The organism is Parabacteroides chongii (assembly GCF_029581355.1).
Lineage (GTDB): Bacteria > Bacteroidota > Bacteroidia > Bacteroidales > Tannerellaceae > Parabacteroides > Parabacteroides chongii.
The window spans coordinates 5,867,886-5,888,942 of the sequence record NZ_CP120849.1 but is presented as its reverse complement, the minus strand read 5'-3'; the positions used below and the strand labels follow the sequence as shown (position 1 = coordinate 5,888,942).

Sequence of the window (21,057 nt, the reverse complement as noted above, 5' to 3'; positions counted from 1 at the left end):
TATGATTAGTCCGTTAGCTTATGTAGATGCCGGTGCCAAACTGGGAGCGAACGTTACTGTTCATCCGTTTGCATACATCGATAAGAATGTCGAGATCGGCGATAATTGCGAGATCATGCCTCATGCCAGCATCATGAGTGGAGCACGTTTAGGCAAGAACAATCGCGTGTTCAACGGGGCAGTGATTGCAGCAGAGCCTCAGGATTTCAAATATAAGGGTGACACTACGCTGGCTGTTATCGGCGATGACAATGTGATCCGTGAAAACGTTGTGATCAACCGTGCTACGAATCCGGAAGGACAAACGGTTATCGGTAATGGTTGTTTTCTGCACGAAGGCGTACATGTTTCGCATGATACCCATGTCGGCAACCATTGCGTATTCGGTTACGGCAGTAAGATCTCCGGTAACTGTTTCTTTGAAGATTATTCGATCTTCGGAGGTAATGTGTTGGCAAGCCAGGGAAGCCGTATCGGAACCTGGTCGATGACACAGACCGGTTGCCGCTTCCGTAAGGATGTTCCTCCTTATATCGTGGCTGCTTTGGAGCCGACTACTTATTATGGCGTTAACTCCGTTATCCTGTCACATCAGGGAGTAAGCGAAAAGATCATTAAGCATATCAGCCATGCTTATCGTATCATCTACCAAGGCAATACAAGTATTTTCGATGCTTTACTGATGATTAAGGATCAGGTTCCGATGAGCGATGAAATACAACATATCATTGATTTTATCAATGAATCGAAACTGGGAATTATCGGAAGATAATAAACAGGCTATATAAGTAAACGAGGGTATCTGCAGAAGGTATCCTCGTTTTTTATGCCATAAACAATTCGCCGACAAACAGAAAAGTTTCCCCCGGAGCTTTTATAGATCATGGATTACTTGTTGTGTGGTAACTTTAAAGTAATTCTTTCTTTGATATTTCCAATGGCTTTTTCCTTATTTAAGGAGACTTTTTCTTAACTTGATGACATTGAGTTAAAACTGCCGGCAAATGAACCTGTAATAGCGAAGTAACATTGATAAAGGATAGCTCATATTTAGAAATAATTGAGCTAGTTTGTAATATTCTCATTACTTTTTGAGAAGATAATAGATATGTAATAAATAATAATTCTAACTTTGTAACAAACAAAATCATATAGCTATGAAAAGTCAAGGAGAAATTATTGTTTACCAGCCGGAAAACACTTTACAGCTGGAAGTCAGAATGGAAAATGAAACAGTTTGGCTGACCCAGGCGCAGATGGCTGAATTGTTTGAGACAACCCCTCAAAATATTACACTACACATTAAGAATGTTTATACTGAACAGGAGTTAGATGCAGATTCAACTTGTAAGGATTTCTTACAAGTTCGTGAAGAAGGAAACAGGAAGATAAAAAGAATGCAGAAATTTTATAATCTTGATGTTATCATCTCTGTTGGTTATCGCGTTAAATCAAAGCGTGGAACTCAATTTCGTATTTGGGCAAATAAGATTTTAAAAGACTATTTGCTTAAAGGGTACTCTATCAATAAAAGGATCGAAAATATTGAAGCAAAAATAATTGAACACGACCAAAAGATCGACTTTTTTGTGAAAACATCACTGCCTCCTGTCGAAGGTATTTTCTTTGATGGACAGCTGTTTGATGCTTATAAATTTGCAGCTGATCTAATAAAGTCTGCCCATAAATCAATTATTCTAATAGATAATTATATAGATGAAAGTGTTTTAATGCTCCTGACTAAACGGCATTTTCAAGTAACTGCAACAATTTATACAGCACAAATATCTAAACAGCTGACTTTAGACCTTCAACACCACAATGCACAATATGAACCGATAGTTATCAAGCAGTTTAAACAATCTCACGATCGCTTCCTACTGATCGACGATAAAGATATTTATCATATCGGTGCATCTCTGAAAGATTTAGGCAAGAAATGGTTTGCTTTCTCAAAAATGCATTTGGACATAAAAGAGCTACTGAACCATTTATAGAAAAAGGTAAAACCGTTTTCAGTTGACAGTTGACAGGTGGACTTCGTGCTCGAATAAAATACACCCCTTATCCCAATAAATTCCTCTATGCCCTTCACCTGTCACCACTGTGTATCTTGTTAATAAGCAGTGAATTGTAGTGACGGCAGACGTTTCACACAAACAAAACTGTCTCTTCACAAAAAAAAGACCGGTCTTTTGATTTCAAAAGTCCCTTGTTTTAAAGTTAAAAGTCCTGTCTTAACATTTTAAAAGACCTGTCCTTTTCGGCAGCGGCAGTCATCCATCATCCGCTTCCGATTGCAATCCGGGTAGTTTTCATTGTGTATCTTAACGATTTTAGTTGACTGCTTAGGGTCTGATATGTAAAAGCGGTTGACTTTATTTTATATTTAGTAATAAAAAGGGTTGTAGTTTAGCACGACTTCAGTTGGCGAATGTCGGTCTTGCACAAAAAAGAGGTTTCATCCTGTGTTGTTTAATATTCAAGGTGCATAAGGTGGGTGAAAGGTGTGTGCTGATTATTTACTGTAGAGAAACTTTTTCAGTTGACAGTGGACAAGGCGGTCAAACGAGCCACACGCGGTGGTGTCATTATTAAGTTTACTCATCCGTGTTGAGCCATTAGAATTAATTCATAATCGGCAACGTCGAGCCATTTGTCGAACTTCCTGCCAACCTCATGAAAATGGGATACCTGTTTGAAGCCCAGTTTCTCATGGAGTTTTACGCTCGGTTCGTTGGGGATAGTGATGCAGGCGACCAGGGCATGGTAGGAGCGTTCACGGCAGTCTTTGATCAATTGCTCCATTAATATTCTTCCGTATCCTTTCCGCAGATAATCCGGATGCAGGTAAATAGTCGTTTCTGCCGTTGCACTATAAGCTTTCTTTGTTTTCCATTCATGGGCATAACAGTAGCCGGCTATTTTGCCTTCTTCCACACATACCCAGGCTGGGCAGTTCCTGATAATGGGCTGTAGGCGTTCGCACATCTCTTTTTCAGATGGAACCTTCGTGTCGAAAGTTACCACTGTATGGGTTACGTAGTGGGCATAAATACGGGTTATCTCACTCACATCGTTCAATGTCATCGTGCGTATCATGTTGTTTTTGCGGTAAAGTTAATGATAAAAATAAAAAAGAGGATAACTCCGTGGAGCTATCCTCTTAAGATATAATCAATCGAGTTTGTTTACTGATTATAAAGCACCTACTTCTTTCAATGCTTCGTTTGTTTTCTTAACAGCTGCAGCGCTCTTAGCGAACAGTTCTTTTTCTTCAGCTGTCAGTTCCAGTTCAACGATCTTTTCGATACCGTTCTTACCCAGGATAACAGGAACACCGATACAAAGATCTGATTCACCGTATTCTCCTTCCAGGTAAACTGAACAAGGAACCATCTTACCCTGGTTGTGGATGATAGATTCAACTACATAAGCTCCTGCTGCACCCGGTGCATACCATGCAGAAGTACCCAGCAGTTTAGTCAGTGTAGCACCACCTACCATAGTAGAAGCAACCACTTCCTGCAGTTTTTCAGCGCTCAACAGTTTGCTGACAGGGATACCTTTGTAAGTAGCCAAACGAGCCAACGGAATCATTGTAGTATCACCGTGACCACCGATTACCATACCTTCTACTTCGTTAGCATTGCATCCCAGAGCCTGAGACAAGAAATATTTGAAACGTGAGCTATCCAGTGCACCACCCATACCGATGATACGGTTTTTCGGCAGACCCAGAGATTTCAATGACAGGTAAGTCATTGTATCCATCGGGTTAGAGATAACTACGATAATTGCATTCGGAGAATATTTCAGGATGTTTTGAGCTACACTTTTAACGATACCAGCGTTAACACCGATCAACTCTTCACGAGTCATACCCGGTTTACGAGGAATACCTGAAGTGATAACCACAACATCAGAATTTGCAGTTTGAGCATAGTCGTTAGTGCAACCTACAACTGTTGTATCAAAACCCAGCAGCTGAGCTGTCTGCATCATATCCATTGCTTTACCTTCGGAAACACCTTCCTTAACATCAAGCATTACAACTTCGTCTGCCACTTCATTGAAGGCAAGAACATTTGCGCAAGTAGCACCTACATTACCGGCGCCAACAACTGTTACTTTAGACATAATAATAAGTTTTATATGTTATTACTTATAAAAATACTTCCTGTTTTTAACGTGGACAAAGGTACAATGTATTGGCGAATAAAGAAATATTTCCGTAAATAATTTAGTTCTCCGGTTTATTAATTATCGCTAAATGGAGGGAGAGCGGTTTTCTTAAAAAACATTACCGGAATCATGAACAATCGCCATTGATCGATAGTTTTATTAAAAAGGGGGTTACTAATCTTAAATCTGTGTGCATATGAGTAAGTTATTTCACTCTTGTTTAACGATATATCCGATCATTTTATTCTTCATTTCCGGGCAGGAAGGGCTGGCACAGGTCGCCCCGTTGTTGCCGGATACGTTCAGAACGGTTGTCCCTGACACGGTGAAGCTGGACGATGAGATTGCTGTCGGATATGCTACAGGCAGTCGGCGGACCATTTCCGGTTCTGTCGATAAAGTTTCCGAAAAACGTATGAATAAAGGCTTTGTGTCCAGTTCGTTGAATGCTTTGAGCGGACAGGCGGCGGGTGTCAGTATTTCTACCGGGGCGAACAGGGCGGCTGCACTGAGTTCCGTCCGGGTCCGGGGGACGACTTCACTGACAGGAGGTAACGACCCGCTGGTTATTATCGACGGGGTTTCTTCCGACCTGAATACGCTGAGTTCTATCTATCCGGCGGATATCGAGAGTTTTACCATCCTGAAAGATGCTTCCGAGACGGCACAATACGGTTCACGTGGTGCTTCGGGTGTCATCGAGGTAGCTACGAAAAAGGGGAAAGGCGGAGCTTTCAGTATCAGTTACGATGGCAGTTTCGGTATCGAGGCGGTCTATAAGAATATGAAGATGCTGTCGGGCGATGAATTTCGTGCAGTGGCGGCAGAGCGTAGTATCGATATACTGGATCTGGGATTCAATACGGATTTCCCGGACGAAATAACCCGGACCGGGATTGTGCAGAACCATCATATCGCTTTGGGAGGAGGTTCTGAAACGTCCAACTATCGTGCTTCCCTCGGGGTGATGGACCGGGATGGAGTTGTGCGGACGAACGATTTGCAGAATTTCACCGTTAAGCTGGATATTGCCCAGCGTGCGTTTAACGATCGGTTGAAGATCGACCTGGGTGTTTTCGGTTCCCTGCAAAAGAACCGTTACCTGAACGATATTCAAAAGACGTTTTATTCGGCTGCGGCATTCAATCCGACGTTTCCGAATCATTGGGATGAACAGACCGGCGGATGGAATGGGGTAACCAACGCCAGCCAGATCACCAATCCGTTGGCGTGGCTGGAAGTAAAAGACGATGATTCGAATGCCCACTTCAATACGCATATGAAGTTTACGGTGAAGCTGAGTAAGCAACTGAAGTTTTCAGCTTTCGGTTCCTATACATATAATATAATAGATAACTCCCAGTATCTGCCGACTACGGTATGGGCACACGGACAAGCCTATAAAGGCGAGCGGAAAATGGAAGACCTGCTGGGTAACCTGATGCTGAGTTATTCCAATGACTGGGGAAAACATCATTTGGATGCGTTGGGGCTGGCAGAGGCACAAAAGAATATACTGACCGGATTTTATACGACGGTCACTAACTTTTCCACAGATAAGTTCGGTTATAATAATCTGCAGGCGGGTGCCGTACGGTTGTGGGAAGGAACGAACTCTTATTATGAAGATCCCCGACTAAGCTCTTTTCTGGGGCGTGTCAATTATGTGTATGCCGGAAAATATGTGGCAACAGTCAATGCCCGTGCGGACGCTTCTTCGAAAGTGGGCAAGAATAACAAATGGGGATTCTTTCCTTCTGTTTCGGCTGCCTGGGTGATAACGGAAGAGGATTTTATGAAACAGTTCACTTTCCTGAACAATCTGAAACTGCGTGCCGGTTACGGTTTGTCCGGTAATCAGGATGCGATAGACAGTTATAACTCCCTGCAGCTGGTGAAGCCTAACGGTGTTGTATCCGTAGGAGGAACTCCGACGGTGACGATGGGAGTGATCCGGAATGCCAATCCCGACCTGAAGTGGGAGGTGAAGCGTACCGTGAATGCCGGTATCGATGTCGGCTTTTTCCGCAACCGCCTGTTGATGACTGTCGATTATTATAATTCGAAAACCAGCGATATGCTTTATCTGTATGATGTGAGTGTTCCTCCTTTTGCCTATAATAAATTGTTGGCAAACCTGGGCTCTATGCGGAATAGCGGAGTGGAACTGGGCTTTGGAGTTACCCCTTTGCAGACGAAAGATATGGAGTTGAGTGTCAATGTGAATGTAACATTCCAGCAAAATAAACTGTTATCGCTGAGTGGTATGTATAAAGGAGAACAGATGTCGGCTCCCGAATATACCAGTATCTCTGACTTGAACGGTGCCGGTTTCCACGGTGGATATAACCACATCGTCTACCAGGTGGTCGGGCAGCCTTTAGGTGTCTTTTATCTTCCTCATTGTACTGGATTGACTCAGCGGGAGGACGGAAGTTACCAGTATGAAATAGCTGACCTGAATGGTGGCGGTGTGAATTTGGAAGATGGCGAAGACCGCTACATCGCCGGGCAGGCAACCCCCAAGACGATGCTGGGCTCGAATATCAGTTTCCGTTACAAGCAATTCGATGTCTCTTTGCAGATAAACGGGGCGTTCGGGCATAAGATATACAACGGAACATCCCTAACCTATATGAATATGGGTAGTTTTCCGGATTATAATGTCATGCAGGGGGCTCCCGAACAAAATATCAAAGATCAGACGGCTACGGATTACTGGCTGGAGAAAGGAGATTATATCAATTTTGATTACCTGACGGTCGGTTGGAATGTTCCGTTGGGTAAATGGAGGAAATATGTGCAGAGCCTGCGTTTGTCCTGTTCCGTCAACAACCTGGCGACGATTACCTGTTATTCCGGTTTAACACCGATGATCAACAGTTACATTGTAAATAATACGTTGGGAATAGATGATAAACGGAACTATCCTGTTTACCGTTCTTATACACTTGGATTGAGTTTTCAATTTTAATAATCAACGGCGATGAAGAAGTTAGTTTTACTTTCCTGTATACTATATGGCGTGGCTTTTCTTTCCTGCAGTAAGTTCCTGGAAGAGAATCCGAGGGATCAGATTTCAGAAGAAGATGCGTATGACAGTGCGACTGCCGTTTACTTGAATACGGTCGCAACTCTTTATAATTATGTAGGCGGTTACAGCGACAGCCAGGGGTTACAGGGTACCTACCGGGGAATATATGACCTGAATACGTTTACGACCGATGAGGCTATTCTACCGACACGTGGCGGTGACTGGTATGACGGCGGTTTTTGGCAGGGACTTTTCCTGCATAAATGGGGGGTGAACAGTGATGCGATCCGGGCAACCTGGGAGTATCTGTATAAAGTGATCGTCTTGAGTAATAAGTCACTGGAGCGTTTGGACGAGTTTTATAAACAGACCGGCAATAAATATATTCCGCCCTATATGGCTGAGGTACGGGCTTTCCGGGCGATGTATTATTATTATTTAGTGGATCTGTTCGGACGTGTACCTCTTGTGTTGTCATCTTCCACTCCGATGAAAGAGGTGAAGCAAAGCCCCCGGCAGGAGGTTTTTGAATTTGTAGTCAAAGAATTGCAGGAGACTGCTCCTTTGTTAAGTCCGGAGCGCAGCAACCAGTTCGGTGATTATTATGGGCGTATGACTCGTCCGGTTGCTTATTTCCTGTTGGCTAAACTGGCCTTGAATGCAGAGGTGTACACGAATAACAACTGGACCAGCGGTGGTCGTCCGGATGGTAAGAATCTGTTTTTTGAAGTGGGTGGTCAGCGTTTGAACGCCTGGCAGACAGTAGTGGCTTATTGTGATTCCATTACTGCATCGGGTTATCAGCTAGCCCCTGCTTATGAAGATAATTTCTCTGTATTCAACGAAACGTCGGTAGAAAATATCTTTACCATTCCTATGGATAAGAACTTCTATACGAATCAGATGCAATACCTGTTCCGTTCCCGTCATTATAATCATGCGAAGGCGTATGGATTATCCGGAGAGAACGGCTCTTCTGCAACCTGCGAGGTACTTCGTACTTTTGGTTATGATACGGATTCGCTTGATGCCCGTTTCAGTAAATGTTATTTTGCAGGTGTCGTACTTGATCTGAATGGTGATACTGTCCGGCTCGATACCGGAGAGGTGCTAGAATATCTGCCCTGGCTGGTGGATGTCGATATAACCGGCAAGTCCTATGAAAAGGTAGCCGGTGCCCGCATGAAGAAATATGCGATAGATAAAACGGCAACTAAAGACGGTAAGTTATCGGATAATGATATTGTGCTGTTCCGTTACGCAGATGTCCTGTTGATGAAAAGCGAAGCCAAGGTCAGAAACGGAGAGAGCGGCGATATCGAATTGAATCAGGTGCGTTCCCGGGTCGGCATGGCTGACAGACAGGCAACATTGGAGAATCTTCTGGCGGAACGGCAGATGGAGTTTGCCTGGGAAGGGTGGAGGCGGCAGGATTTGGTTCGTTTCGGACTGTTCACACGTGCTTATAGCAGCCGTCCGCAGTTACCGGATGAAAGTAATGGGTATACGACGGTTTTCCCTATCCCGGAAAATATATTGTTGCTGAATGGTAATCTGACACAGAATCCCGGGTATTAGCAATCGAATAAAAAAAGGATGTTCTCTGTGAAGAGAGAACATCCTTTTTAATATAGCCTATATGGATTTATTTTATAACTGGATCCAGCGAACATATGCGAAGTCCATACGATGAGGCAATTCTTTATTTTCCGGGTAAACACGGAAGCCCATCTTATGAACACCGGCTTCGCTTGAAGTCGTTTTCAGTTCGAAGAACAGTTTGGAACCTTCTTCTTTCTTCAGTTCGAACGGTTTTGTGTAAAGCAATTCGAGTTGATGATTTTCTGAATTTTCTTTAGTAACCACCACTTCAGCACCTAACATTCCCTGAAGGTCTTTACGGTCGATCACAAGGTTGAAAGAGTATTCTTTACCAACAACCGGTCCGTCGATAGACAGGTCTCTGCTGCAGGTGAACGATTCAACCTGGAAGCTGTCCCAGTGTTCAGCCACTTCTTCTTTCCAAGCTGCGATCTCTTTTGCTTCGGCGAAGTTTCCTTCACGTAAATGAGCGGAACGAGTTGCCAGCTTGTTGTAGAAACGGTTGATATAATCGTCCAGCATACGTTTCATTGTATAGTCAGGAGCAATCTGTGACATCGAATTCTTGATATACTGGATCCATTCCGGAGAATATCCCTTACTGTTTTTAGCATAGTAAGTCGGGATGATCTCTGTTTCCAGGATATGGTAGATTGTTGCAGCGTCCAACTGATCTTGGTACTGTTGGTTTTCATAAGTACGCTTGTCGGTCAATGCCCAACCTGCACCTTCTTTGTAACCTTCGTACCACCATCCGTCAAGTACGGAGAAGTTTAGTACACCGTTCATTTCAGCTTTTTCGCCGGATGTACCGGAAGCTTCCAACGGACGTGTCGGAGTGTTCAACCAAACGTCGACACCGGCAATCAGGTGACGAGCTAGACGCATGTCATAGTTTTCGAGGAAGATGATCTTACCCAGGAATTCCGGACGGCGTGAGATTTCAACGATATGTTTGATCAATCCCTGTCCACCACCGTCAGCCGGGTGAGCTTTACCTGTAAATACGAACTGGATCGGATATTTTTCATTGTTTACGATCTTAGCCAGACGGTCGAGGTCGGTAAACAGCAGGTGAGCACGTTTGTAAGTCGCGAAACGACGTCCGAAACCGATCAACAGTGCATTCGGGTTGATCTTTTCAAGTACGGAAACAACCTTTGAAGGATCGCCCTGGTTTTTCAGCCAGTTCTGTTTGTACTGAACTTTGATATATTCGATCAGCTTTTTCTTTAATGTCTTACGGAGATCCCAGATATCATCGTCGTTGACATTCTGGATAGCTTCCCAGTATTTTTTGTTCGACTGGTCGGTGAAGAACTTCTTGTCGAAATGTTCGTAGAAGAAACGTTTCCATTCCGTAGAAGCCCATGTCGGCATGTGTACACCATTAGTAACCCAGCTAACGTGAAGTTCGTCCGGGAAATAACCCTTCCATACCGGAGCAAACATCTTCTGTGAAACTTTACCGTGCAACCAGCTTACACCGTTTGCTTCCTGGCAAGTATTCAATGCGAATACGCTCATGGAGAATTTCTCGTTTGAACCCGGATTCTCACGTCCCATATCGATAAATTCCTGCCAGCTGATACCCAGCTTGCCTGGGAATTCACCCATGTAGCGACCGAACAGGCCTTCGTCGAAATAGTCATGTCCGGCAGGAACCGGTGTATGTACTGTATAGAGAGCAGAAGCACGTACAACCTCCAACGCCTGGTTGAAAGTAAGTCCGTCGTTCTGAATAAAGTCTACCAAACGTTGAGCATTGATCAATGCTGCGTGACCTTCGTTACAGTGGTAAATTTGCTTTTTGATGCCTAACTTGTTCAACATCATAATACCGCCGATACCTAACAGATATTCCTGTTTCATACGGTTTTCCCAGTCGCCGCCATATAACTGATGAGTGATAGAGCGGTCCCATTCGCTGTTCTGAGGAATATCCGTATCCATCAAATACAAAGGCACACGGCCTACGCTTACTTTCCAGATATGTGTATATACGGTTCTACCTGGATAAGGAACTTCCAATACCATCGGTTCGCCGTTTGCTTCCATAACCTGGGTAAGAGGTAATGAGTTGAAATTCTGCGGTTCGTAGTTAGCAATCTGCTGTCCGTCCATAGACAGTGATTGAGTAAAATATCCATAACGATACAGGAAGCCGACTGCTGTCAGGTCAATATTGCTGTCGCTGGCTTCTTTCAAATAGTCTCCTGCCAAAACTCCCAAACCGCCGGAGTAGATTTTCAGTACGTTGGTAAGACCGTATTCCATACTGAAATAAGCAACAGAAGGTTTCGTAGCATCAGGTTTCGTATCTACGTATTGTCTGAAGCTTGTATAAACTTCCTGGATTTCAGCCATCAATACTTTGTCGGCCTGAATTTCCTCAATGCGTTTGTAAGATAAGCTTTGGAGTAAAAGCACTGGGTTACCTTCAGTAGAAACCCAAAGATCCTTGTCGATTTTTCCAAATAATTTAGCTCCTTCATGATTCCATACCCACCACAAGTTTGTTGCCATTTCGTGTAAGGGTTGTAATGCTTCAGGAAGCATCGAATGTGAATAAACGTCCTTCCAGATCGGACTGTTTGCGTTATTCGCTTTGATTTTCATTATTGTGAGATTTAAAATGATTCAACTTTAAAATAAGATGTAAAAAACTGTGGCAAAGATAGAATTATCTCGCTAATTATGAGCCATATTTAACCATTTCTTTTGGCTGCAGCAGCTAAAGCATCGCTGAAAGCCTTTTGGTAAAATACGATAAATTTGCTCCATTCAGCCTGCTTTGCCAGTTTGAAACAGCGTTTGCGTATTTCTCCAATTTCCTTTTCGTCTTTTTTTACGAGTGAGAGAATTGAAGTAGTGATAGCGTCGGCAACATCGAAATAGTTGAAGTCTGTCCGTTCGATAACGGCAACTCCTTCGCTGATGTTCTTGCCGGATACACTTTTCTCTGCCCACAAGCCGAATCCGGCGAGGTTGGTAGTCACTGTCGGTATGCCGAAGGCAACACTTTCCAGCGGAGTGTATCCCCATGGTTCATAATATGACGGATATACAGTAGCATCCATACCGATCAGCAGATCGTAGTAAGGTTTATTGAAGATTCCGTCGCGTCCATCCAGATAGCAGGGTACAAAGATGATTTTGAGCTTTTCTGAAGCCTGGTTTGTAAATCCTGCGTGAGAGATATAATTTAATACCTTGTCCTGATCCATCAGGTTCAGCCAGTGGGTAATAAAAGGCATTTGCATGGGAGAGGTCGTCTGAATATTCTTTTCAATAACCTCTTTCAGATCGGCACGTGCATCGCGGACCCAGGCAGGGACCATCAGGAAAGCGACGACTTCGCGCTGTAATTCTCCTGAGTTGCGCACACGATTCATGGCTTCGATGAAAACATCGATCCCTTTGTTGCGGTATTCGTAACGTCCGCTGGTCGACACCAGTAAGGCATCCGGTGAGATGGAACATCCCAAAAGCTTCTCGGCTACGTTAATCAGTGTCTTGCGGGCTTCCGCGCGTTTCTTTGTATATTCTTTTCCTTCAGGTACAAAATTCGGTTCGAAACCGTTCGGAGTCACAATATCCGGTGCTTTGTCCAGTAATTGTTTACACTCACAGGCTGTGATATCACTGACTGTCGTGAAACAGTCTACATGGTGTGCTGCTTGCTTTTCGAGCGAATGTTTGGCTTCCATGTTCAGTTCTTTCGCCATCTGGTCGCCGTTGTACCCGTCCATATAAGCATATAATGCTTTGTTGTTGCCGGCGATGGAACGTCCGATAGAGGTGGCGTGTGTGGTGAACAGGGTGGCAATGGCAGGCAGTTGCTTTTGAACGTAAAGCGCTCCCATACCCAGCATCCATTCATTGAATAATGCAGTTACTTTTTTGTCGGAAAGGTTGTAGAAGTTGTAGAAACTTTCTATCACTTTTCCTACGGCATAGGCAAAAATACAGGATTCGTCATAATCACCGTAAGCGTGCATTGAATCTACCCGGAAATTTTCCCACATAGAATAGAAGAAAGCATCTCTTTCACTGAAAAAAGGCTTAAAATCGACCAGAATAACCGGAGGTGTACCTGGTACATTCCAGCGTCCGACTTTCATTTTCAGCTTATCAGTGGTTCTTGCGTGTTTTTTCCAATCAGCAAACAGAGTATCATCTTCGATAAAGTCCGGAGCATTTGCGAGTCCCCACACATCCGGTCCGATAAAAATTACTTTATCATTGAACATCTGCTGCAGAGTATGTGCCTTTGTAGACAGCACAGTGTAAATACCTCCCACTTTATTACAAACTTCCCAACTGCTTTCAAAGAGATAATCTGGCGTTGTTGTCTTTGTATCCATAAACGATTTTGTTTATAATCAGAGAATTTGAAGCTGCAAAGATACATTATTTTTATCTTTTTTCCTGTGGTATTTATCTTTTTTCCCGTGGTATGTGTTATTTAATAAAGGATTTTGTAGATTTGTAGATAATTTAATTTGAAAATTATGGCTAAGAGAAGAATTTTGAAGAAAGAAATCAGCTATGTAGCAGGTGAACTGTTTTCTGAAGTATTGGTTTGTAAGCTATTTATACCTGGAGTAGAGGAAGATAAGGCTGATGTTCTGTTGGCTAGAATATTGGATATGCAGGATGAGTTTATCCGTCGTGCCGGTACTCCGGACGCCAAAGACAACAAAACGCTGGTAAAAGAGTATTATCGTAAATTGCGCGTCGATTTGCAGACTGAAGTAAATGCAATCGCCAACGAAATAGGAGAGCTAAGCAAAGAAAAGTAAATAATGAAGAAAGCTATTAGTAAGGCACTTCTTCGCATGGCAGGATGGAAAGTGGGTCCTATGTGCGAAGATGTGCCTAAATGTGTGATATGCGTTGCCCCGCATACCAGCAATTGGGATTTTATTGTCGGTAAGTTGCTTTATACGGCGTTAGGACGCAACGCCAGTTTCCTGATCAAAAAGGACTGGTTCTTTTTCCCTTTTAATTTGTTCTTTTCGTGGTTGGGTGGTGTGCCGGTCGACCGGCAGAAACATACTTCGGTGACCGACCAGATGGTTGAGGTATTCAATAAACGTAAAATATTTCAGCTTGCTATAACGCCGGAAGGTACACGGAAAAGGGCAGAGGAGTGGAAAAAAGGTTTTTATTATATTGCACAGAAGGCACAGGTCCCTATTATGATCGCTTATTTCGATTATGCAAAGAAAGAAGCGGGAATCAAGGGATTATTCTATCCGACAGGGGATGTAGAAAAGGATATTCAAACAATCCGTGAATATTATAGAGGTGTGACAGCTTGTCACCCGGAAAATTTCGTACAAGTTTAATTTACTATTATGGCAGACAGTTTACGTATCAGTATGATCCAGTCCCATATCATTTGGGAAGACAGGGACGAGAATCTTGGTTATTACGGGGAGTTACTCCGGCGTGTAAGTGGTAAAACGGATATTGCCGTATTGCCTGAAACTTTTACGACCGGTTTTTCCATGGAGGTGGAAAGGTTGGCTGATACGATGGACGGGCCAACTATTCCGGCTATAAAAAGCTGGGCTGGTAAATATAACCTGGCTGTTGCTGGCAGTTTTATTGTGAAAGACAATGGAAACTACTTCAACCGTGCTTTTTTTATCACTCCCGAGGGGGATGAGTATTATTATGACAAACGTCATTTATTCCGTATGGCGGATGAAGACAAGCATTTTACTGCCGGGAATAAACGTACGGTCATCAGCTATAAGGGCTGGAATATCTGTCTGCAGGTATGTTATGATCTTCGTTTCCCTGTCTGGAGCCGGAACCGGAATAATGAGTATGACTTATTAATATATGTAGCCAACTGGCCGGAAGCACGTAAAAAAGTATGGAAGACATTACTTCCTGCCCGTGCGGTTGAAAATATGGCGTATGTCTGCGGGGTCAACCGGGTGGGAATCGATGGGAAAGGTTTTACCTACCGTGGCGATTCGATGGTCTTTTCTCCCAAAGGAAAAAAGCTGGCGGATGCCGGTAAACGGGAGGAGATTACCCGTACCTGTACCCTGAACAAGGAGGACCTGGACGAATTGCGTGCCAAGTTTCCGGCATGGAAAGATGCCGATGCTTTCTCGATAGAATAATTTGAAGGATTTTCAAAACCGGATTTTATAAAGGCAGGGCTATTGTAAAGCAACTGCCTTTTCCTTTTTCTGACTGAAGCCTGATCTCTCCTCCGAAACGTTTTACAATGACCTGGCAGATTGCAAGTCCTAGTCCTGTCCCCTGTGCGAACTCATCCAGTTTGCTGAAGCGTTCGAATACAGCTTGTTGTTTTTCTTTCGGTATCCCTATGCCCGTATCTTTCACGTAGATTTCGACTGTCTCTTCTATAATGTCACAGGTGTAGCCTATTTGGATGTATCCTTTATGTGTGAATTTGGATGCATTGTTGATGAAGTTTGTAATGACTTGTGTCAGCCGGAGAGGATCCGTTTCTATCACAACCGGTTTTTCCGGCAGGTCTATCCGTAATTCTACTTCCGGTGGCATCAGTACCAGGTGCGTATGGTAGATGTTCTTCATCAAATCGGTTAAATTGCAGGATTTGAATGAAAAGTCCATTCTCCCTGATTCAATGCGTGAGAGATCCAGGATATCATTGATCAGTTTCAGAAGCAACTCCGAATTGGTATTGATCAGCCCCAGGAATTCATTCCGTTCTTCTGCGGACAGTTCGACCTCTTCCTCTTCTGCTATTATGTTTGAAAAACCGACAATAGCGTTTAAAGGCGTACGTATTTCATGGCTCATATTGGCAAGAAATGCGGATTTCATCTTATCCGATTCTTCAGCTTTCTGTCGGGCATTGATCAGCTCCTGTTCTGCTTCTTTGCTCTGTTGAATATTCAGACAAAGTCCGTTGAAAATATCCTCTTCCTTGTTGTATGTATAACGAAATTCCCACCATTGATAGCCTTTTCCGTCGAAGTTACATCGTATCTGTGAGATGTTCTTTTGATATTTACCTAGCCGTGCATTTATGACATCGTCATTAAAACTTTCCTGATTCTTAGGGTGGAGGCAGGCCTTGAATTCTTCAGTAGGAAGTATTTTTTCTTCTATTCCGGCATCTATATAGAATTCCTTGTCGAAAGAAAACTTGTTTTCTCTGAGTTGGAAAGCATATACTTTACCTCCGGCAAGTGCCAAAGATAAAAAACGTTCCCCTTTTTTCAGGTTTTCCTGTGCGATCTGCTTATTCCGGTTTTCCCGAAAATAAAGATATATCAGATAGAAGATGATAAGAATAATAGCTATGCCTGCCAGGATACCGATAATGATGAGTTGTAGTTTGTATCGTTCATAAAAAGGCATTTTTATGATATGACAGTAATCGGGAACATTACTTTGGGATATATTCCAGCGATCCATTTCTGTCCAGTCCAGCAGATATTCTTTAGGACTGGGAGTGATAGGTATATCTTTTATCTTTTTACCATGTAGAATTTCTGTTGCTAGATTGACGGATTGGCTTATTTGCGTTTCCGGTGATGTTAAATAGCCTCCCAGGATGCCTTCTTTCAATCCGAATCCTTCATTGACAACAGACAATGTAGGACCATTAGCAAATAAGCCCAGTCTTTTTGAGGCAAAATCTCTTTTACTCTGTACAAACAGGGTATAACGAGCCAATCCGGAAAGTGACCATAATAAACCGCTGGAAGTGGATTCGCGAGCATCGATCAGTCTGAAGTTTGTTTTTTTAGGTTTTTGGAGTATCCGGCTTTTATCTTTTATAGTCGTGATACTGTCCAATGTAAATGAATATGCACCGTTTCTGTCGATGGTAAAAAGTTTTCCACTCACTCTTTCTACCCCTATGTTTTTGGCTTCCTCTAAAAAAACTTTTGTTGTTTTTCTTCCGAGAAATGTATTGTCTGTCCATATATTGAAGTACATAGGACCAAATATCATTTCTCCTAGCTGAACTGTTTTCATATATTCCGGTTTATCCCAGAAGCCTGTTATATTCGGGTAAAGTTTTAGTAATTCCCAGTTTGGGAAATTAACTCCGTCGAAAACGACAGGGACTTTTTGTATGAAACGATGATCGCAGGCCATTATTGAATATGCAGCCTGATCGTCATAAACAAGTATTAGTTCAGGATTCCAATAAGCGACAGTATCGAGAAAATTATACATTCTGTTTTTTTCTTCTGCGTCCAGATAGGAGTCGCAATCCAGATAGAATGTTTTAATATCGGCATCTATGCCGTGTTTCTTAAATTCCTTATATATTTTCTCTTTTTTCCCTTCGTAGCCTGTATATTCAGGCTCAAAAGATTCAATGACCAAAATTCTGTGTTGTTCTTTCTGGCGATTTTTGTTACATGAGGTGGCAATTATGATTAGTAATATCCACGTGATTTTAATAATATGTCGAAAAAAAGGTTGCTGCATATATTTGCTTGATGACCGCAAATATAGGAAAGACTATTTGAATCTCAATGCTTCTTTGTTGGTTTATTTTGAAGACATGCAGAATAAAAAAAGCGACTGCCGGATTTGAATCCGACAATCGCTCTTATCTTATGTGGAAAATGTATTTTTATTATTTTACTTCCTCGAAGTCAACATCTGTAACACCACCGTCTTTGTTTCCGCCGGCGTTGTTGTTAGCTTGCTGCTGTCCGAAGTCAGGACCCGGCTGTGAGCTACCCTGAGCATTCTGAGCGTTGTACATTTCCTGGCTTGCAGCCTGGAATACTGTATTCAGTTCAGTCATAGCAGCATCGATACCGGCAACATCCTGTGCTTTGTGAGCTTCTTTCAGCTTGTTCAATGCAGCTTCGATAGGAGCTTTCTTGTCAGCCGGAAGTTTATCTCCCAGATCTTTCAACTGCTTTTCAGTCTGGAAGATCATACTGTCTGCCTGGTTCAGCTTGTCGATACGTTCTTTTTCTTTCTTATCGGCTTCTGCGTTGGCAGCAGCTTCGTCTTTCATACGTTTTACTTCGTCGTCACTCAAACCACTGGAAGCTTCGATACGGATACTTTGTACTTTACCGGTTCCTTTGTCTTTTGCAGATACATTCAGGATACCGTTGGCATCGATATCGAAAGTAACTTCGATCTGAGGTACGCCACGCTGTGCAGCAGGTATTCCGTCTAAGTGGAAACGACCGATAGACTTATTATCTTTTGCCAAAGAACGTTCACCCTGCAGGATGTGGATTTCTACAGACGGTTGGTTGTCGACAGCAGTTGTAAATGTTTCCGATTTCTTGGTAGGGATAGTTGTGTTAGCTTCGATCAGCTTAGTCATTACACCACCCATTGTTTCGATACCCAGAGACAATGGAGTAACATCCAGCAACAATACGTCTTTTACTTCACCTGTCAATACACCACCCTGGATAGCAGCACCTACAGCTACAACTTCGTCCGGGTTAACACCTTTAGAAGGAGCTTTACCGAAGAATTTCTCAACGATAGCCTGTACAGCAGGGATACGTGTAGAACCACCTACCAGGATCACTTCGTCGATATCGGAAGTACTCAACCCCGCATCTTTCAATGACTGACGGCAAGGTTCGATACAAGCCTGGATCAAGCTGTCTGCCAATTGTTCGAATTTAGCACGTGTCAATGTTTTAACGAGGTGCTTTGGAATACCGTTCACCGGCATGATATACGGCAGATTGATTTCTGTACTTGTTGTACTTGACAATTCGATTTTTGCTTTTTCTGCAGCCTCTTTCAGACGTTGCAATGCCATCGGATCTTTACGCAGGTCGACGCCTTCTTCACGCAGGAATTCTTCTGCCAACCAGTCGATGATCACGTGGTCGAAGTCATCACCACCCAGGTGAGTATCACCGTTTGTTGATTTTACTTCGAATACACCGTCACCTAATTCCAGGATTGAGATATCGAATGTACCGCCACCAAGGTCGAATACTGCGATCTTCATATCTTTGCTTGTCTTATCAAGACCGTAAGCCAGTGATGCGGCAGTCGGTTCGTTTACGATTCGGCGAACATTCAGACCGGCAATTTCGCCGGCTTCTTTTGTTGCCTGACGTTGCGCATCGCTAAAGTAAGCCGGAACAGTGATAACGGCTTCTGTTACTTCCTGTCCTAAATAATCTTCAGCAGTTTTCTTCATTTTCTGAAGAACCATCGCTGAAATTTCCTGCGGAGTGTACAGACGACCTTCGATATCCACACGCGGAGTGTTGTTATCGCCACGTACTACTTTATAAGGTACGCGGTTGATTTCTTTCTGAACCTGGTCGTATGTTTCACCCATGAAACGTTTGATAGAGAATATAGTCTTTTCCGGATTGGTGATAGCCTGACGTTTTGCGGGATCACCAACTTTACGTTCGCCTCCTTCAACGAATGCAACGATTGAAGGAGTTGTTCTTTTACCTTCGCTGTTTGCAATAACAACCGGTTCGTTACCTTCCAGCACGGCAACACATGAGTTGGTTGTTCCTAAGTCGATTCCAATAATCTTTCCCATAATTTGATAATATTTTAATTGTTATTATTCTTCGTCTTTGCTTTTTCTCTTGTCGAGTTGCACCAATTAGTATACAAAACGTATGCCAAAGTAACAATGAACAGTTCCGAATTGTTTTTGCTGTCAGAAATAATGACAATACGGCAGTTGTTAAAACGATATATTTTTATCTTTGTGCCATAGGAGGATTTATGCCTTAATTTATATGTAAAGAAGAGACTATTATCAATTAAATCATTTATAAAATGAAAAACTATCTAGTTTTTACCATGGCTACACTTTTATTGGGAACTTCCTGTTCCTCTAAAAAAGAGCAGACTGAAGGTTTTACCGGTGCTCCGGGTGAAGTTAGGCTTATTACGCTCGATCCCGGACATTTTCATGCGGCGCTGGTGCAGAAAGTATCTTATCCGCAGGTTTCCAAAGATGTTTTTGTGTACGCCCCCACCGGTTTCGATGTGAATGAACATTTAAAACGTATCGAAGGATTCAATGCACGTGCGGAGAATCCGACAGCATGGAACGAGGTCGTTTATACGGAATCTGATTATCTGGAGAAAATGCTTGCCGAAAAGAAAGGTAATGTGATGGTCCAGGCGGGAAATAACGGCAAGAAGACCGAGTATATAAAGAAAGCGCTGGAAGCCGGTATTCATGTGCTTTCTGACAAGCCGATGGCGATCGACAGCCGAAACTTCCAATTGCTGGAAGAATGTTTTGATATCGCCAGGCAAAAGAATATTCTGTTATATGACATTATGACGGAAAGGAATGAGATTACAACGATGTTGCAACGTGAACTTTCAACGATCCCGACGGTATATGGCGAACAGTTGAAAGGTTCTCCCGAAGAGCCGGCTATCGTGAAGGAAAGTGTGCATCACCTGTTTAAACTGGTGGATAATAAACCATTGACCCGCCCGGTGTGGTATTTTGACGTGACTCAGCAGGGGGAAGGAATTGTGGATGTGACGACGCACTTGGTGGACCTGGTTCAGTGGGAAGCTTTCCCGGAACAGATCATCGATTATAAAAAGGATATCGAATTGGTCGATGCAAACCGCTGGACGACTTCGATCAGTCCGGAAGAGTTCAGACAGGTAACAGGAACGGATGCTTATCCCGATTTCCTGAAGAAGGATGTCGTGAACGATACGCTGAAGGTGTATTGCAACGGTGATATCGTCTATAAGATCAAAGGTGTGACTGCCAAAGTTTCTGTTATATGGAATTACACTTTCCCGGAAGGTGGCGGCGATACGCATTTCTCTGTCATGAAAGGAAGTAAGGCTGATCTGGTGATCCGCCAGGGACAGGAGCAGGGATATAAGCCGGAGTTGTATATAGAAGCATTACCGGATATCGATTTGGGTACGTATGAAAAGGGATTGGAAACGGCAATGTCTGCTGTTGCGGATAAATATCCGGGAGTTTCTTTAAACAAGATCGCAGATAACGTATGGCAGGTTCAAATTCCTCCAAAATACCGGGTAGGGCATGAGGCTCATTTCGGCCAGGTTACGGAAAATTATCTTCAATATTTGCAGGACGGAAAGTTACCGGACTGGGAGGTTCCGAATATGATTGCCAAGTATTATGTGACAACGCATGCGCTGGAGATGGCGAAAGCGAAGAACTAGGGTGAGGTTGACTATTTAGGGGATGTAGAATGTTTCTCCCCTTGAGGGTTTATCAGGAATTG

At 43.2% G+C, this 21,057-nt stretch carries 14 protein-coding genes; 8 read left to right on the top strand and 6 right to left on the bottom strand.

What is annotated here, in order from left to right; genetic code table 11:
• Position 1 precedes the first annotated feature (1 nt).
• Both lpxA and P3L47_RS22735 read left to right on the top strand, forming a co-directional pair.
• Positions 2-772, top strand: a complete 771-nt coding sequence (gene lpxA, locus P3L47_RS22740; protein ID WP_277782221.1) for an acyl-ACP--UDP-N-acetylglucosamine O-acyltransferase — start codon at positions 2-4, stop codon at positions 770-772.
• A gap of 385 nt (positions 773-1,157) precedes the next feature.
• Positions 1,158-1,997 carry a virulence RhuM family protein gene (locus P3L47_RS22735; protein ID WP_277782220.1) on the top strand — a complete coding sequence of 280 codons (840 nt, stop codon included), beginning with the start codon at positions 1,158-1,160 and terminating at the stop codon, positions 1,995-1,997.
• 607 nt (positions 1,998-2,604) lie between these two features.
• Here P3L47_RS22735 and P3L47_RS22730 read toward each other — a convergent pair.
• Both P3L47_RS22730 and mdh read right to left on the bottom strand, forming a co-directional pair.
• Positions 2,605-3,102 carry a GNAT family N-acetyltransferase gene (locus tag P3L47_RS22730; protein ID WP_277782219.1) on the bottom strand — a complete coding sequence of 166 codons (498 nt, stop codon included), beginning with the start codon at positions 3,100-3,102 and terminating at the stop codon, positions 2,605-2,607.
• A 96-nt stretch (positions 3,103-3,198) separates the two neighbouring features.
• Positions 3,199-4,140 carry a malate dehydrogenase gene (gene mdh, locus P3L47_RS22725; protein ID WP_277782218.1) on the bottom strand — a complete coding sequence of 314 codons (942 nt, stop codon included), beginning with the start codon at positions 4,138-4,140 and terminating at the stop codon, positions 3,199-3,201.
• Positions 4,141-4,381: 241 nt separating this feature from the next.
• On the opposite strand from mdh, the gene P3L47_RS22720 reads away from it, so the two are divergent.
• Both P3L47_RS22720 and P3L47_RS22715 read left to right on the top strand, forming a co-directional pair.
• On the top strand, positions 4,382-7,159 hold the full coding sequence (locus P3L47_RS22720; RefSeq protein ID WP_277782217.1) for a SusC/RagA family TonB-linked outer membrane protein: 2,778 nt from the start codon (positions 4,382-4,384) through the stop codon (positions 7,157-7,159).
• Positions 7,160-7,171: 12 nt separating this feature from the next.
• Positions 7,172-8,797, top strand: a complete 1,626-nt coding sequence (locus P3L47_RS22715; RefSeq protein ID WP_277782216.1) for a RagB/SusD family nutrient uptake outer membrane protein — start codon at positions 7,172-7,174, stop codon at positions 8,795-8,797.
• Positions 8,798-8,869: 72 nt separating this feature from the next.
• On the opposite strand, the gene glgP is transcribed toward P3L47_RS22715, so the two are convergent.
• Positions 8,870-11,440: an alpha-glucan family phosphorylase gene (gene glgP, locus P3L47_RS22710; RefSeq protein WP_122363416.1), complete on the bottom strand. Its 2,571-nt coding sequence runs from the start codon at positions 11,438-11,440 to the stop codon at positions 8,870-8,872.
• 89 nt (positions 11,441-11,529) lie between these two features.
• Positions 11,530-13,188, bottom strand: a complete 1,659-nt coding sequence (locus tag P3L47_RS22705; RefSeq protein ID WP_277782215.1) for a glycosyltransferase — start codon at positions 13,186-13,188, stop codon at positions 11,530-11,532.
• A gap of 147 nt (positions 13,189-13,335) precedes the next feature.
• Between P3L47_RS22705 and P3L47_RS22700 the strand changes: the two genes are divergently transcribed.
• Genes P3L47_RS22700 through P3L47_RS22690 form a run of 3 tightly spaced genes read left to right on the top strand, consistent with a single transcriptional unit; the run spans position 13,336 to position 14,967 of the window.
• Positions 13,336-13,626: a hypothetical protein gene (locus tag P3L47_RS22700; protein ID WP_122363414.1), complete on the top strand. Its 291-nt coding sequence runs from the start codon at positions 13,336-13,338 to the stop codon at positions 13,624-13,626.
• A gap of 3 nt (positions 13,627-13,629) precedes the next feature.
• Positions 13,630-14,175: a 1-acyl-sn-glycerol-3-phosphate acyltransferase gene (locus tag P3L47_RS22695; protein ID WP_122363413.1), complete on the top strand. Its 546-nt coding sequence runs from the start codon at positions 13,630-13,632 to the stop codon at positions 14,173-14,175.
• Between the two features lie 9 nt (positions 14,176-14,184).
• Positions 14,185-14,967, top strand: a complete 783-nt coding sequence (locus P3L47_RS22690; RefSeq protein WP_277782214.1) for an amidohydrolase — start codon at positions 14,185-14,187, stop codon at positions 14,965-14,967.
• A 25-nt stretch (positions 14,968-14,992) separates the two neighbouring features.
• Here P3L47_RS22690 and P3L47_RS22685 read toward each other — a convergent pair whose 3' ends face one another.
• Positions 14,993-17,182 carry a sensor histidine kinase gene (locus P3L47_RS22685; RefSeq protein WP_277782213.1) on the bottom strand — a complete coding sequence of 730 codons (2,190 nt, stop codon included), beginning with the start codon at positions 17,180-17,182 and terminating at the stop codon, positions 14,993-14,995.
• A gap of 256 nt (positions 17,183-17,438) precedes the next feature.
• A complete protein-coding gene (gene dnaK / locus P3L47_RS22680) occupies positions 17,439-19,355 on the bottom strand; it encodes a molecular chaperone DnaK (RefSeq protein ID WP_277782212.1) in 1,917 nt (638 codons plus the stop codon).
• A gap of 245 nt (positions 19,356-19,600) precedes the next feature.
• On the opposite strand from dnaK, the gene P3L47_RS22675 reads away from it, so the two are divergent.
• On the top strand, positions 19,601-20,995 hold the full coding sequence (locus P3L47_RS22675) for a putative oxidoreductase C-terminal domain-containing protein (RefSeq protein ID WP_277782211.1): 1,395 nt from the start codon (positions 19,601-19,603) through the stop codon (positions 20,993-20,995).
• Positions 20,996-21,057 lie beyond the last annotated feature (62 nt).

Excerpts from the sequence above, each read along its gene's own strand:
- lpxA (WP_277782221.1), top strand. The coding sequence starts at position 2 with ATGATTAGTCCGTTAGCTTATGTAGATGCCGGTGCCAAACTGGGAGCG.
- P3L47_RS22735 (WP_277782220.1), top strand. The coding sequence starts at position 1,158 with ATGAAAAGTCAAGGAGAAATTATTGTTTACCAGCCGGAAAACACTTTA.
- P3L47_RS22730 (WP_277782219.1), bottom strand. The coding sequence starts at position 3,102 with ATGATACGCACGATGACATTGAACGATGTGAGTGAGATAACCCGTATT.
- mdh (WP_277782218.1), bottom strand. The coding sequence starts at position 4,140 with ATGTCTAAAGTAACAGTTGTTGGCGCCGGTAATGTAGGTGCTACTTGC.
- P3L47_RS22720 (WP_277782217.1), top strand. The coding sequence starts at position 4,382 with ATGAGTAAGTTATTTCACTCTTGTTTAACGATATATCCGATCATTTTA.
- P3L47_RS22715 (WP_277782216.1), top strand. The coding sequence starts at position 7,172 with ATGAAGAAGTTAGTTTTACTTTCCTGTATACTATATGGCGTGGCTTTT.
- glgP (WP_122363416.1), bottom strand. The coding sequence starts at position 11,440 with ATGAAAATCAAAGCGAATAACGCAAACAGTCCGATCTGGAAGGACGTT.
- P3L47_RS22705 (WP_277782215.1), bottom strand. The coding sequence starts at position 13,188 with ATGGATACAAAGACAACAACGCCAGATTATCTCTTTGAAAGCAGTTGG.
- P3L47_RS22700 (WP_122363414.1), top strand. The coding sequence starts at position 13,336 with ATGGCTAAGAGAAGAATTTTGAAGAAAGAAATCAGCTATGTAGCAGGT.
- P3L47_RS22695 (WP_122363413.1), top strand. The coding sequence starts at position 13,630 with ATGAAGAAAGCTATTAGTAAGGCACTTCTTCGCATGGCAGGATGGAAA.
- P3L47_RS22690 (WP_277782214.1), top strand. The coding sequence starts at position 14,185 with ATGGCAGACAGTTTACGTATCAGTATGATCCAGTCCCATATCATTTGG.
- dnaK (WP_277782212.1), bottom strand. The coding sequence starts at position 19,355 with ATGGGAAAGATTATTGGAATCGACTTAGGAACAACCAACTCATGTGTT.
- P3L47_RS22675 (WP_277782211.1), top strand. The coding sequence starts at position 19,601 with ATGAAAAACTATCTAGTTTTTACCATGGCTACACTTTTATTGGGAACT.